Source organism: Micromonospora sp. M71_S20, from assembly GCF_003664255.1.
Classification (GTDB): Bacteria; Actinomycetota; Actinomycetes; order Mycobacteriales; family Micromonosporaceae; genus Micromonospora.
Genome location: NZ_RCCV01000002.1, coordinates 157167 through 169720 on the forward strand (window position 1 = coordinate 157167; position 12554 = coordinate 169720).

General features: G+C 70.5%; 14 protein-coding genes. 9 read left to right on the forward strand and 5 right to left on the reverse strand.

Annotation, left to right across the window (positions count from 1 at the left end; all coding sequences use genetic code 11):
* Positions 1 to 42 precede the first annotated feature (42 nt).
* Positions 43 to 1017 (forward strand): C40 family peptidase, encoded by a 975-nt coding sequence (locus DER29_RS21630; RefSeq protein ID WP_121399522.1) that lies wholly within the window; start codon positions 43 to 45, stop codon positions 1015 to 1017.
* Positions 1018 to 1092: 75 nt separating this feature from the next.
* Here DER29_RS21630 and DER29_RS21635 read toward each other — a convergent pair whose 3' ends face one another.
* From DER29_RS21635 to DER29_RS21650, 4 genes are all read right to left on the reverse strand, one after another.
* Positions 1093 to 2082, reverse strand: a complete 990-nt coding sequence (locus DER29_RS21635) for an RNA polymerase sigma factor RpoD/SigA (RefSeq protein ID WP_199729496.1) — start codon at positions 2080 to 2082, stop codon at positions 1093 to 1095.
* A 434-nt stretch (positions 2083 to 2516) separates the two neighbouring features.
* A complete protein-coding gene (locus tag DER29_RS21640) occupies positions 2517 to 3473 on the reverse strand; it encodes an N-acetylmuramic acid 6-phosphate etherase (protein ID WP_121399524.1) in 957 nt (318 codons plus the stop codon).
* Complete coding sequence (locus DER29_RS21645; RefSeq protein WP_121399525.1) at positions 3470 to 4384, reverse strand: MurR/RpiR family transcriptional regulator; 915 nt, start codon at positions 4382 to 4384, stop codon at positions 3470 to 3472. The genes DER29_RS21640 and DER29_RS21645 overlap by 4 nt, the downstream gene beginning before the upstream one ends.
* A gap of 313 nt (positions 4385 to 4697) precedes the next feature.
* On the reverse strand, positions 4698 to 5438 hold the full coding sequence (locus DER29_RS21650; protein WP_121399526.1) for a dTMP kinase: 741 nt from the start codon (positions 5436 to 5438) through the stop codon (positions 4698 to 4700).
* Between the two features lie 101 nt (positions 5439 to 5539).
* Here DER29_RS21650 and DER29_RS21655 point away from each other — a divergent pair, with 101 nt between their 5' ends.
* The 5 genes from DER29_RS21655 (at position 5540) to DER29_RS21670 (ending at position 8023) form a co-directional block, all read left to right on the forward strand.
* Entirely contained in the window at positions 5540 to 6178 is a 639-nt protein-coding gene (locus DER29_RS21655) for a nucleotidyltransferase (RefSeq protein WP_121400101.1), read from the forward strand.
* The gene (locus DER29_RS21660) at positions 6175 to 6450 is read left to right on the forward strand and encodes a hypothetical protein (RefSeq protein WP_121399527.1); all 276 of its coding nucleotides are present in this window, start codon (positions 6175 to 6177) and stop codon (positions 6448 to 6450) included. The genes DER29_RS21655 and DER29_RS21660 overlap by 4 nt, the downstream gene beginning before the upstream one ends.
* Before the next feature lie 9 nt (positions 6451 to 6459).
* Positions 6460 to 7236 (forward strand): metallophosphoesterase, encoded by a 777-nt coding sequence (locus DER29_RS21665; RefSeq protein ID WP_121399528.1) that lies wholly within the window; start codon positions 6460 to 6462, stop codon positions 7234 to 7236.
* Positions 7227 to 7370, forward strand: a complete 144-nt coding sequence (locus DER29_RS34685; protein WP_165947907.1) for a GPGG-motif small membrane protein — start codon at positions 7227 to 7229, stop codon at positions 7368 to 7370. Before DER29_RS21665 ends, DER29_RS34685 begins: the two co-directional genes overlap by 10 nt.
* Before the next feature lie 158 nt (positions 7371 to 7528).
* On the forward strand, positions 7529 to 8023 hold the full coding sequence (locus tag DER29_RS21670; RefSeq protein WP_121399529.1) for a TspO/MBR family protein: 495 nt from the start codon (positions 7529 to 7531) through the stop codon (positions 8021 to 8023).
* 66 nt (positions 8024 to 8089) lie between these two features.
* Here DER29_RS21670 and DER29_RS21675 read toward each other — a convergent pair whose 3' ends face one another.
* Entirely contained in the window at positions 8090 to 8866 is a 777-nt protein-coding gene (locus tag DER29_RS21675; RefSeq protein WP_121399530.1) for a M23 family metallopeptidase, read from the reverse strand.
* A 247-nt stretch (positions 8867 to 9113) separates the two neighbouring features.
* On the opposite strand from DER29_RS21675, the gene DER29_RS21680 reads away from it, so the two are divergent.
* The 3 genes from DER29_RS21680 to DER29_RS21690 all read left to right on the forward strand — a co-directional run bounded on the left by DER29_RS21680 (position 9114) and on the right by DER29_RS21690 (position 12545).
* A complete protein-coding gene (locus tag DER29_RS21680; RefSeq protein ID WP_121399531.1) occupies positions 9114 to 10457 on the forward strand; it encodes an ABC transporter substrate-binding protein in 1344 nt (447 codons plus the stop codon).
* Positions 10458 to 10525: 68 nt separating this feature from the next.
* Entirely contained in the window at positions 10526 to 11575 is a 1050-nt protein-coding gene (locus DER29_RS21685) for a carbohydrate ABC transporter permease (protein WP_121399532.1), read from the forward strand.
* A 1-nt stretch (position 11576) separates the two neighbouring features.
* Positions 11577 to 12545 carry a carbohydrate ABC transporter permease gene (locus DER29_RS21690; protein WP_121399533.1) on the forward strand — a complete coding sequence of 323 codons (969 nt, stop codon included), beginning with the start codon at positions 11577 to 11579 and terminating at the stop codon, positions 12543 to 12545.
* The last annotated feature ends 9 nt before the right edge of the window (positions 12546 to 12554 follow it).

A 12554-nucleotide genomic window follows, 5' to 3' on the forward strand; every position in this document is an offset into this window, starting at 1 on the left:
TCAGCAGCCCGCGGCGGCCGGTGGGAGAGGAGCCTTTCGCTCTTGTCGTCCCTCAGGAACACGCTGCGCGCCCTGGCGGTCGCCGTGGTGTCGGCCACGCTGCTCGCACCGGCGGTACCCGCCCGGGCCGAACCGTCCCCCGCCGAGCTGACCCGGCGGATCGAGAACTCCTCCGCGAAGCTGGAACACGTCGTCGAGGCGTACAACAAGCTCCGGGAGGAGATCAAGGCCAACCAGGCCGCCGTGGCACGGGTGCAGAGCCGGATCGGTCCGCTGGAGCAGGAGACCGAACGGAGCCGGGCGGACGTCGGCGAGATGGCGGTGACCGCGTACAAGACCGGCAGCAACCTGACCACCGCGGAGGCGCTGCTGCGTCCCGGCGGCGCCGACAACCTGCTCGACCGGCTGAGCATGCTCGACCAGCTCACGCGGCAGCGGCAGGAGAAGATCTCGAACTTCACGGGCAACCAGCGCCAGCTGCTCGACGAGAAGACCCGGCTGGAGGTCACGCTGGGCCGACAGGCGGCGCAGGCCCGCGAGATGACGGCCGCGAAGAAGCGGATCGAGCGCGACCTGGCCGAGCTCTACGAGCTGCGCCGGCAGGCGTACGGCCGGGCCACCGAGAAGCCGGCGGCCCGACCCGACAGCGCGAAGGAGGCGCCGGCGGTCTCCGGCCGGGCCGGCGTCGCGGTGCGGTACGCGTACGGCGCGCTCGGCAAGCCGTACGTCTGGGGCGCCGACGGGCCGAACGGCTACGACTGCTCGGGCCTGACCTCGGCGGCCTGGCGGGCGGCCGGCAAGTCGCTGCCGCACAACACCCGGATGCAGTGGGGCGCGGTGGCCCACATCAGCCGGAGCGAGCTGCGCCCCGGCGACCTCGTCTTCTACAGCGGGCTCGGGCACGTGGGCCTCTACGTCGGCGGCGGACAGGTGATCGACGCGCCGAGCGCCGGGCGCAACGTGCTCAAACGGGGCATGAACCTGATGCCCATCCAGGGCTACGGTCGGGTCCGCTGACCGCACCCGGCAAGACGGCGAACGGCCGGCGTCCCCCTATCGGACGCCGGCCGTTCGCCGTTGTTCCTACCCTGCTCAGGCCGCCTGTAGCCCCTCGGCCCGGGCCAGCTCGCGGAGCCGGCCGAGCGCCTGGATCTCCAGCTGCCGGATCCGCTCCCGGGAGAGCGAGAACCGCGAGGCCACCTCGGTGAGGGAGTGCTCCCGGCCGTCCTCGAGCCCGTAGCGGGCCCGCATGATGCCGGCCGAACGGTCGTCGAGGTGGTTGAGCAGACCCTCGATCCGCTGCCGCTCCAGCCCCGTCAGGACGATCTCCTCCGGCGACGGCGCGTCGCTGTCGGCGACCAGGTCACCGAGGTTGGTGTCGCCGTCGTCGCCCACCGGGGTGTCCAGCGAGACGGTGTCCTGCGACCAGCGGACCAGCTCGTTGACCCGCTCGACGGTGACCCCGAGGGACGCCGCGATCTGCTCCGGCTCCGGGTCGCTGCCCAGCTCGCGGGTGAGCTGCCGGGCCACGTTGCGCATCCGGTTGACGTCCTCGACCAGGTGCACCGGCAGTCGCACGGTGCGCTCCTGCTGGGCGATCGCCCGGCTGATCGCCTGGCGGATCCACCAGGTCGCGTAGGTGGAGAACTTGTAGCCGCGCACGTAGTCGAACTTCTCGACCGCCCGCACCAGGCCGGTGTTGCCCTCCTGAATCAGGTCCAGCATGGGCATCCCCGAACGCACGTAGCGGCGGGCGATCGACACGACCAGCCGCAGGTTGGCCCGGATGAACAGGTCCTTGGCCCGCTCACCCTCGGCGACCAGCCGCTCCAGGTCGTCCCGGTCGGCGCCGGCGGGGACGCGGTCCTCACCGAGCAGGTGCTCGGCGTAGAGGCCGGCCTCGATGGCCTTGGAGAGGTCCACCTCCTTGGCGGCGTCCAGCAGTGGCGTCCGGGAGATCTCGTGAAGGTAGACGCCGACCAGGTCGCGCTCCTCGGCAACCTCGTCGGTTCGCATGCCGATGTTCTTGTCCACGTTGCCCACGGTCCCCTCGCTCGCGCCGGTTGCCCGGTTCCTTGCCATCCCCACGTCCATCAGCCCTCCCCCGTAACTTCCGCTGTGCCCACCGGTGCTGACACCTACACAACAGTTGAGACGCGCCGGGGATTCCATGTCGTGAGTCGAAAGTGTCACGAATGCCTGATAATCCGCTGAGAGCGCGGTCCATGTTTCCTGTCAGCACCCCGGGTGGCGGCTCTCCGATGGGCACCACGCCAGGGGCGGCGGATCGACGTGTCGCCGTGTCCCGGTCCATGGCAGCACCGCCACGCCCGCAGACGCAGCGACCCGGGTCACCGTCGCGCTGCGATCCTGGTCACTGCGGAGACACGCACGGGCGGACCGGTCGGTTCATCCACGCCCGTGCTAATACCCCACCCCCCGGTGAACAATCCGGGCCGCGGGCCCATGCCCGTACGTGACGGGGGTCGCAGGGCGGGTGGGAGGGGTGGGTCGGCTCAGGAGGCGAGCAGGGCCAGGGCGCCGCGGACCTGGTCGGCGGAGCGGGCCAGGGCGGCCCGCGCGGCGGACACCTCCACCCCGGAGACGAGCGAGACCAGCGCCACCTTCATGTCGCCGTCGGCCTCGTGGAGGGCCCGCCGGCAGATCTCCTCCGAGCAGCCGGTCGCCTCGATCAGGATCGAGATCATCCGGCCCCGGAGCTTGGCGTTGGTGGCGACCATGTCGATCATGAGGTTCGAGTAGACCCGGCCCAGGCGGACCATCACGGCCGTGGAGAACGTGTTCAGCACCAGCTTCTGCGCGGTGCCCGCCTTCATCCGGGTCGACCCGGTGACGACCTCCGGTCCGGTGTCCACCCCGATGAAGACGTCCACCGACCGGGCGGCCTCCGCCTCCGGGTTGGCACAGAGCAGCACGGTCGAGGCCCCCTTGGCACTCGACGCGGCGAGCGCCCCCAGGACGTACGGTGTGCGTCCGCTGGCGGCGAGTCCGACCACCAGGTCCCCCGCCCGTACGCAGTCGGCGGCCTCCGCCGCGCCGCCCCGGTCGTCGTCCTCGGCGTCCTCGACCGCCCGCCACATGGCCTCCGACCCGCCCGCGATGTGGGCGCAGAACCAGTGCCGGGGTGAGTTGAAGGTGGGCGCCAGCTCGGCGGCGTCGAGCACGCCGAGCCGGCCGGAGGTGCCGGCACCGAAGTAGTGCACCCGGTGCCCGCCGCGCAGGGCGGTCACCGCCAGGTCCACCGTCGCGGCGATCTCGTCGAGGACGGCCGCGACGGCGCCGGGCACCCGCCGGTCCGCCTCGTTGATCACCGTGAGCACGTCCCGGGTCGACATGAGGTCGAGGTCAGCGCTGAGCGGGTTGCGCCGCTCCGTCGGCGCGCCGACCCGGATCACCGGCCGGGCCGTCACCGGGGCCGTCACCTCGTGGGGTTCCACCGCGCCCGCCGTCATGCCCGCCTCCGTCCCGGGCCGACCCGGTGCGACCGGACCGCCTCGGCTGTCGCTTCGAGGGCCTTCCTGGCCCGGGACCGGTTGCGCGCCGCCACCCCGACGAAGAGGCAGTCGACGACGGTGAGCTGGGCCAGCCGGCTCGCCATCGCGCCCGAGCGGTAGGTGGTCTCGCGGGCGGCCGTGGTGAGCACGAAGTCGGCCACCTCGGTGATCGGCGACCGGGGGAAGTTGGTGAGCGCCACCGTGGACGCTCCCCGGGCCCGCGCCTGTTCCAGCACCTCGATCACGTCCGAGGTGGTGCCGGTGTGCGAGATGCCGACCGCCACGTCGCCCCGCCCGAGCAGCGCGGCCGACGTCAGCGCGGTGTGCACGTCCGGAAAGTAGAAGGCGATGCGACCGATGCGGTGCAGCTTCTGCTGGAAGTCCGAGGCGACGAAGCCGCTGGCGCCAGCCCCGTAGACGTCGATCCTCCCGGCGCCCGCGATGGCTTCGACGACCTGCTCGCAGATCGCCGGGTCGAGCTGCTCGGCCGTCTCCTCGACGGCCCGCGCGTCGTTGAAGGCGATGGTCGCGATGATCTGGGCGAGGTCGGCCCCGGGTGGGATGTCGCCGCCGACGACCCGCGCGTCCGGCGGCTCGACCCGGCGGGCGGCCTCGGCGGCGAGCCGGATCCGCAGCTGCGGGTAGCCGTCCATGCCGACGGAGCGGCAGAAGCGGATGACGGTCGCCTCGGATGTCTCGGCGGCGGTGGCGAGGTCGGTGATGGTCCGACGCGCGGCGTCGGCCGGGTCGGCGACCACCAGCCGGGCGACCCGCTGCTCAGCCGGCGACAACGACGGGAGCAGGCCGCTGATGTGGACGATCAGCCCACCCGGCTCGTGACTCGCAGAAATCTTCGGACTCTTCGCCACGGATGAAACTTACTTTCACGAGGCGTGAGCGTCAACCATGACTCCGCGTATTGAGGAAAGTACCGCCTGCCCGGACGTGGCGTTTCGGCCAGCGTGCCATCCGTACCGCCCAGCGTGCCATTCCCACGCAGGCAGGCGCCTCCCCCGCCGGACCTGCGCGGAGAGGCCGTACGGTCGCCACCGGCCCGCACGCGACCCCTCGTGCAGACGATGCCATCCCGCCGCCTCCCGCGGGGCCCCGGCCACCCGGCCGCGACCCGGGCAGTCCGGCCCCGCGGGCCGGCGGCTCAGCCGGCTCAGGCGCTCAGCCGGCTCAGGCGGTCAGCCGGCCGATCGCGACCGGCTCCGCGCCCGGCGGCGCGGGGACGACGGCGGGCCGGCCGTCGCGACCGTCGGTCGACCGGCCGTCGCGACCGTCGGCGGGCGCCAGCCAGCCCGCCATGTGGGCCTGGATCTGCCGGGAGACCTCCTCCGGCGGGCGCCCGGCGTCCACCACGACGAAGGTCGGGTACTCCGGCAGGGTCCGGTACGCGGTGTCCGCGGCGGTCAGGTAGCGCATGCTCTCGTGGTCGGTGCCGCGCTGCTCGATCCGCCGGTACGCCTCGGCGGGATCGACGGTCAGCAGGAAGGTCACCTGCGGTCGCGGGAACATCCGGTAGCCGGCCCGGGCCAGCCGCTCCCAGCGCTGGCCCCCGTGCGCCCGGATGCTCGCGAACTGGCAGGCGGAGTAGCGGTCCATCACCGCGACCCGGCCGGTGGCCAGGCAGCTCAGCAGGGCGACGGCGATCGCCAGCCAGCGGAGCACGGACTCCACCGCCAGCATGCCGCTGCGCCCGACGAGCCGCTGGGCGTCCGGACGGCCGAGGCGGTGCGCGAGGCGGCCCAGCCAGCGCCGCCCGCCGGCGTTGCGGTGGTAGGTGGCGGGGCGGCCCGCCGCGGTGAGCGCGTCGGCGAGCCGGTGCGCCTGGGTGGTCTTGCCCGAGCCGTCGATGCCGATCAGGGCGACGGCGCGCAATCGGGCCCTGCCGCGCCGCGCCCCCGGTGATCTGGACACTCTGCACAGGCTATCCGACCCGCGCTCGCGTACCCGGAGATTTGTGCCGTGTCCTCCCGGTTGACCCCGACCGTGCCACCTGCCAGGTGTGGCCCGCCGGGATGCCGGGTACCGGAGTTGGATCAGCCGCCCACCACCATCGACGGGAGACGCCAATGGCAGAGCGCGGGGACGAGAGCCTGGTGCACACGTTGAAGAAGGTCGCCGCCGTGCTCAAGCAGGAAGAGATTCCCTTCGCGCTCGGGGGCAGCTTCGCGGTGTACGCCCACGGCGGTCACTCCAGCGAGCACGACGTCGACTTCCTGATCCGCGAGGTCGACGTGGAACGCTCCCTGGAGGCGCTGGTCGCGGCGGGCTTCACCGCCGAGCGGCCGCCCGAGGACTGGCTGGTCAAGGTCTTCGACGACGGCCGCATGGTGGACCTGATCCACCGGCCGATCGAGACGCCGGTCACCGAGGAGACGTTCGCCGACACGGTCGTCCGGCCGGTCGACGCGATCCACATGCCGGTGCTCTCGGCCACCCAGCTCATGGTGCACAAACTGCTGAGCTTCTCGCAGCACTACTGCGACTTCGCCCGGGGTCTGCCGCTGGCCCGTTCCCTGCGGGAGCAGATCGACTGGGAACGGGTACGCAAGGAGACGCAGCACTCCCCGTACGCGGAGGCGTTCCTGGTGCTGCTGGACCGGCTGGAGGTGGTGCCGCACTCCGGCACCGGCGAGGGAGAGGGGACACCGTGACCGAGCACCGCGACGTCGCCACCGGACCGCCCGACGAGTACGTCGAGGCGGAGATCCACCGGCTGCTGACCGAGGACCCGGACGTGGCCGAGCAGGGGATCACCGTGGTCCGCCGGGAGCGCGGCCTCGTGCTCTACGGCGAGGTCGAGAGCCCGCACCGGCGGGAGGAGATCCTGCGCCGGGTGGCCGAACGCTTCCCCGACGTGCCGGTCACCAGCGACATCGGGGTGATCCGCGCGCAGGCGCCCACGGAGATCGAGCAACTGCCCTGAGGAGGTTCCATGGTGATCCGGATCGCCGCCGTGGGCGACGTGCATCTGGACGAGGACGTGGTCGGCCGGTTCCGGCCGGCACTGGACGAGCTGCCCGAGCACGCCGACGTGCTGCTGCTCGCCGGCGACCTGACCCGGCACGGGACAGAGTCGGAGGCCCGGTGCGTGGCCACGGAGTTCGGCGGGCTCGGCGTGCCGGTGGTGACCGTGCTGGGCAACCACGACCACCAGTGCGACCAGGTGCCGCAGGTAATCAAGGTGCTCGAGGACGCCGGGATCACCGTGCTGGAGGGCGACGGCGTCGTGCTGGACTGCGCCGGCGGCCGACTGGGCGTGGCCGGGGTGAAGGGGTTCGGCGGGGGGTTCGCCGGCCGCTGCGCCAGCGACTTCGGCGAGCCGGAGATGAAGGCGTTCGTCCGGACCACCACGGAGAGCGCCGACGCCCTGTCCGCCGCGCTGCGGGGGCTGGAGTGCGACGTGCTGGTGGCGCTCACCCACTACTCGCCGGTGCCGGACACGCTCGCCGGTGAGCCGCTGGAGATCTACCCGTTCCTGGGCTCGTACCAGCTCGGTCAGGCGATCGACTCGGCGCCGACCGCGCTGGCCCTGCACGGGCACGCGCACGCCGGCTCCGAGCGGGGCACCACGCCCGGCGGGGTACGCGTCCGCAACGTCGCCCACCCCGTCATCAAGCAGGCGTACAGCGTCTTCCACCTGGGCGAGCACCTCGACCAGGCACAGGTTTCCGGCATCGGCAGCTCGGGTATTCAGCAAACATGGAGCTGATTCTCTGGATTCTCGCAGTCGTACTCGTGGTCGCCGGCATCCTCGCGCTGTTCCGGCGGCAGATCCTGTGGGGCGTCGTCCTCATCGTGGTCGGCCTGCTCGTCGGGCCGGGTGGTGTGAGCATCTTCAATTGACGAGGCGGCTACAGGCCGCCGTTCAGGACCCACCGGGGTCGTCGTGACCGGAACTCTGTCCTCCCGACAGGAGCCTCCGGCCATGACGACCCCGGTGTCGTGCCGTCCGGAGGGTGACGGCGGGTTTACCGCCCATCTCCGGCGGAAATATCTCGACCATGGAGATGTCTGGGAGCGCTGAACGGGCCGGCGGCGCCCGGCAGTGGTGGGCACTGCTCGGCTTCGGGGCGGCGGTGTTCGTCGCCGCGGCGATCGGCGGGCTCGGCGTGCAGGGCACCTCGGCCGAGTACGCGAGCCTCGAACAGCCCGCCTGGGCTCCCCCGTCCTGGCTCTTCGGACCGGTCTGGAGCCTCCTCTACGCGATGATCGCGGTGGCCGGCTGGCTGGTCTGGCGGCGGGTCGGCTTCGGCCCGGCCCTCTGGGCGTGGATCGCCCAGCTGGTGCTCAACGCCGTCTGGACGCCGCTCTTCTTCGGCGCCGGCCGCTACGGGCTGGCGTTCGTCGAGATCCTGCTGATGTGGGTGGCGATCGGCGTGACGGTCGCGCTCTTCCGCAAGGTGTCCCGCCCGGCGACACTGCTGATGCTGCCCTACTGGGCGTGGGTCACCTTCGCGGCCGCCCTGAACTTCGCCATCTGGCGCCTGAACAGCTGAGCCGGGCGGCGCAGGACACGACGACGGAACGGGGCCCCGGCGCGCGGCCGGGGCCCCGTCGCCCGCTCAGCAGCGGGGCACGCCGGGGATGTAGCCGTCGGAGCCGGTGTAGACGTACGCGTCGGCGATGAAGCGGCCGGCGCCGATCCGGTCCCAGATCGTGCTGGTGCCGTAGGTGCCGGTGACGCTGGTGCCGCTGGTCTGGCACTGGATGGTCACCCGGGTGCCGTCGGCGACGGTGCCCACCGCGGCGTAGCCGGTGCCCGGGCCGGAGCGGACGGTCAGCGCCGTGCCGCTGGTGTTGACCGTGCCGGAACCGGCGCTGCTGCCGCAGCCGTTGTCGCTGGTGTAGTTCTTGGTGCCCCAGTAGAGGGCGAGCGCGCCGTTGAACCGCACCTGGATGTCGGCGCCGTTGAGCCGCTGCTCGTAGTGCAGGTGGGGGCCGGTCGAGCCGCCGGTGCTGCCGACCCAGCCGATCACCTTGCCGTAGCCGACGCTCTGGCCAACGGAGACGTTGAAGCCGTTGAGGTGGGCGTAGTAGGTGTGGTAGCCGCCCGCGTGGCTGATCCGGACGTACTTTCCGTAACTGGTTCCGCCGAGGTCGGTCACCCGGTCGACCGTGCCGGGGGCGCTCGCCACCACCGGGTCACCGAGGTCGTCCGTGCGGTTGAAGTCGACCGAATACGCCGGGCTGTGGTTGGTCCGGGTCTGCCCGGACCAGGACTGCCCGCACGGGAACGGGACCTTGAACGTGGGGGCGGCCATCGCCGGGGCCGCCGGGACCACCAGCGCACCCACGGCCAGCAGACCGGCCGCCAGCAGGCCCAACCACCGCTTGCCCATCCAGCACCTCCTATGTCGAAATCCTTCGATCACCTGCTCCCAGCGTGTCAGAAAATGACATTGATGGAAAGGGGTCCAATCCCCGTGTGGGAGCGTGCCCAACAGGGAGCTTACGGGTTTCCGGATTGTTACTCGCTCGTGTCCGGATAGGGGTGGACCAGGCCAGATGCAAGCGCTTACATGTGGTGACGCCCATCGGACCGGCGCGGGTTCGATCCCTGACGCGCCGGCAAGGAAGGAGAACGGCATGGCGTTTGCCAGATCACGCCAGGCTTTCGCGATCGCCGGCGTACTGGGGCTGGCGCTGAGCGCCACGGCCTGCGGCACCGGCAACGACAAGAAGAGCGACTCCGCGGGGGGCTCCGCGGAGTGCGCCGCATACGAGAAGTACGGTGACAACGACGGCAAGAAGGTCACGATCTACTCGTCGATCCGGGACATCGAGGCCGACCGCCTCGCGGAGTCCTGGAAGCAGTTCGAGGACTGCACCGGCATCGAGATCGACCACGAGGGTAGCGCCGAGTTCGAGGCGCAGCTCGGCGTCCGGGTCGACGGCGGCAACGCCCCCGACCTCGCGTTCATCCCGCAGCCGGGTCTGGTCAAGCGCTTCGTCGACTCCGGCAAGCTCAAGCCGGTCGGCGCCGACACCAAGAAGATGGCCGAGGAGAACTACCCGGCCGACTGGCTGAAGTACAGCACCGTCAACGGCCAGCTCTACGGCGCCCCGCTCGGCTCCAACGTGAAGTCCTTCGTGTGGTACTCGCCGAAGACCTTCAAGGAGAAGGGCTGGACCGTCCCCACCAGCTGGGACGAGCTGATCAAGCTCAGCGACCAGATCGCGGCCACCGGCGCCAAGCCGTGGTGCGCCGGCATCGAGTCCGGTGACGCCACCGGCTGGCCGGCCACCGACTGGATCGAGGACGTGATGCTGCGGACGCAGACCCCCGAGGTCTACGACCAGTGGACGAGCCACGGCATCCCGTTCAACGACCCGAAGGTCGTCGAGGCCGTCGACAAGGCCGGCACCATCCTCAAGAACGAGAAGTACATGAACGGCGGCTACGGCGGCGTGAAGAGCATCGCCACCACCGCCTTCGGTGAGGCCGGTCTGCCGATCACCACCGGCAAGTGCGCGCTGCACCGCCAGGCGTCCTTCTACGCCAACCAGTGGCCGAAGGGCACCAAGGTGGCCGAGGACGGCGACGTCTTCGCCTTCTACTTCCCGGCGATCGACGCCAGCAAGGGCAAGCCGGTGCTGGGCGGCGGCGAGTTCGTCGCGGCCTTCAACGACCGCCCGGAGGTCCAGGCCGTGCAGACCTACCTCGCGTCCGGCGAGTACGCCAACAGCCGCGCCAAGATCGGCGACTGGGTGTCGGCCAACAACAAGCTCGACCTGGCCAACGTCACCAACCCGATCGACAAGCTCTCCGTCCAGATCCTCCAGGACAAGAGCACCGTCTTCCGGTTCGACGGTTCGGACCTGATGCCGGCCACCGTCGGCGCGGGGACGTTCTGGAAGGGCATGGTCGACTGGATCAACGGCAAGGACACCGCGACCGTGCTGCAGGGCATCGAGAGCAGCTGGAAGTGATCTGAACCGGTGGGCCGGTCCGCGCACGCGGGCCGGCCCACCGGCTGATCAAGGACCTGGGAGGGTCGATGGAGTTCGACTTCGCTGAGGAACAGCCGAAGTTCCTCATGCTGATGTACGGGCTGATCGCCTTCGTCGCGGTGGTGGGCGGTCTGCTCCTGCTCCTCGACGTGGTGCCAGCCTGGTTCGCCCGCCGTCGGGAGGCGCAGATCGTCGCCGCCTCCGCGAGCGGCGCCCCGCTCCCCCGCCGGCGCAAGCCACGGGAGGGCATGTTCGCGCTCTTCTTCCTGCTGCCGACGCTGCTGCTGCTCACCATCGGGCTGGTGGTCCCGGCCATCCGCACCACGCTGCTGTCGTTCATGGACGGCAGCAGCAACGAGTGGGTCGGGCTGCGCAACTACGGCTGGATGTTCTCCGAGGACTCGATCGTCCGCGTGCTGATCAACACGCTGGTGTGGGTGCTCCTCGTCCCGCTGGTGGCCACCTCGTTCGGCCTGCTCTACGCCATCATGGTGGACAAGGCCCGGTTCGAGTCGGTGGCCAAGTCGCTGATCTTCCTGCCGATGGCGATCTCCTTCGTGGGCGCGAGCATCATCTGGAAGTTCGTCTACGCCTACCGGGGCGACGGGCAGGAGCAGATCGGCCTGCTCAACCAGATCGTGGTCAGCCTCGGCGGCGAGCCGAAGCAGTGGCTGTTGGAGTCACCGCTCAACACGCTGCTGCTGATCGTGATCATGGTCTGGATCCAGGCGGGCTTCGCGATGGTGGTGCTCTCCGCCGCGATCAAGGCGATTCCCGCCGACATCGTGGAGGCGGCCCGCCTCGACGGGGTCACCCCGTGGCAGATGTTCTGGCAGATCACCCTGCCGAGCATCCGACCGGCGCTGATCGTGGTCGTGGTGACGCTGTCGATCGCCACCCTCAAGGTCTTCGACATCGTCCGGACGTCCACCAACGGCAACTACGACACCAGCGTGATCGCCAACGAGATGTACAACCAGGCGTTCCGGTACGGCCAGAACGGGCAGGGCTCGGCCCTGGCGGTGTTCCTGTTCATCCTGGTGATCCCGATCGTGATCTACCAGATCCGCAACATCCGTCAGCAGCGGGAGGGCTGAGATGACCACCGCAACGCCCACCGTCGCCGCCGGCACCCAGAAGACCGACGGCCGGCGCACCAGCACCGCCGGGCGGGTTCGCAGGCGGCTGAACAGCCGCACCGCGACCCTCGTCTCGATCGTCATCGCGATTGTCTGGACCATCCCCACCTTCGGCCTGTTCATCTCCTCGTTCCGGCCGGAGGACGAGATCAAGAGCAGCGGGTGGTGGAACTTCTTCACCAACCCGTCGTTCACCCTGGAGAACTACCAGGAGGTGCTGTTCGGGCGCTCCTCGTCGTCGGGGCAGCTCGCCAGCTACTTCATCAACTCGCTGGCGATCACCATCCCGTCGGTGCTCTTCCCGCTCGCCTTCGCGGCCCTCGCCGCGTACGCGCTGGCCTGGATCAACTTCCGGGGCCGGGACTGGATGTACATCGCGATCTTCGCGCTGCAGATCGTGCCGCTGCAGATGGCCCTCGTGCCGCTGCTGAAGTTCTTCTCCACCGGCGTCACCATCGGCGGGATCACCGTCATGCCGGCCTGGGACCTGGTCGACGAACAGAAGTTCGCGCAGGTGTGGTTCGCGCACACCTGCTTCGCGCTGCCGTTCGCCGTCTTCCTGCTGCACAACTTCATCTCGCAGCTGCCCGGGGAGCTGATGGAGTCGGCCCGGGTCGACGGGGCCACCCACCCGAAGATCTTCCGCTCGATCGTGCTGCCGCTGATCACCCCGGCGCTGGCCGCGTTCGGCATCTTCCAGTTCCTCTGGGTCTGGAACGACCTGCTGGTCGCGCTGATCTTCGCCGGTGGCGGCAACGAGACCGCTCCGCTCACCGTCCGGCTGGCCGAGATGGCCGGCACCCGGGGCAACGAGTGGCAGCGGCTCACCGCCGGCGCGTTCGTCTCGATCGTCGTACCGATGATCGTCTTCCTGTCCCTCCAGCGCTTCTTCGTGCGCGGCCTGCTCGCCGGCAGCGTCAAGGGCTGAGGCGTCTCC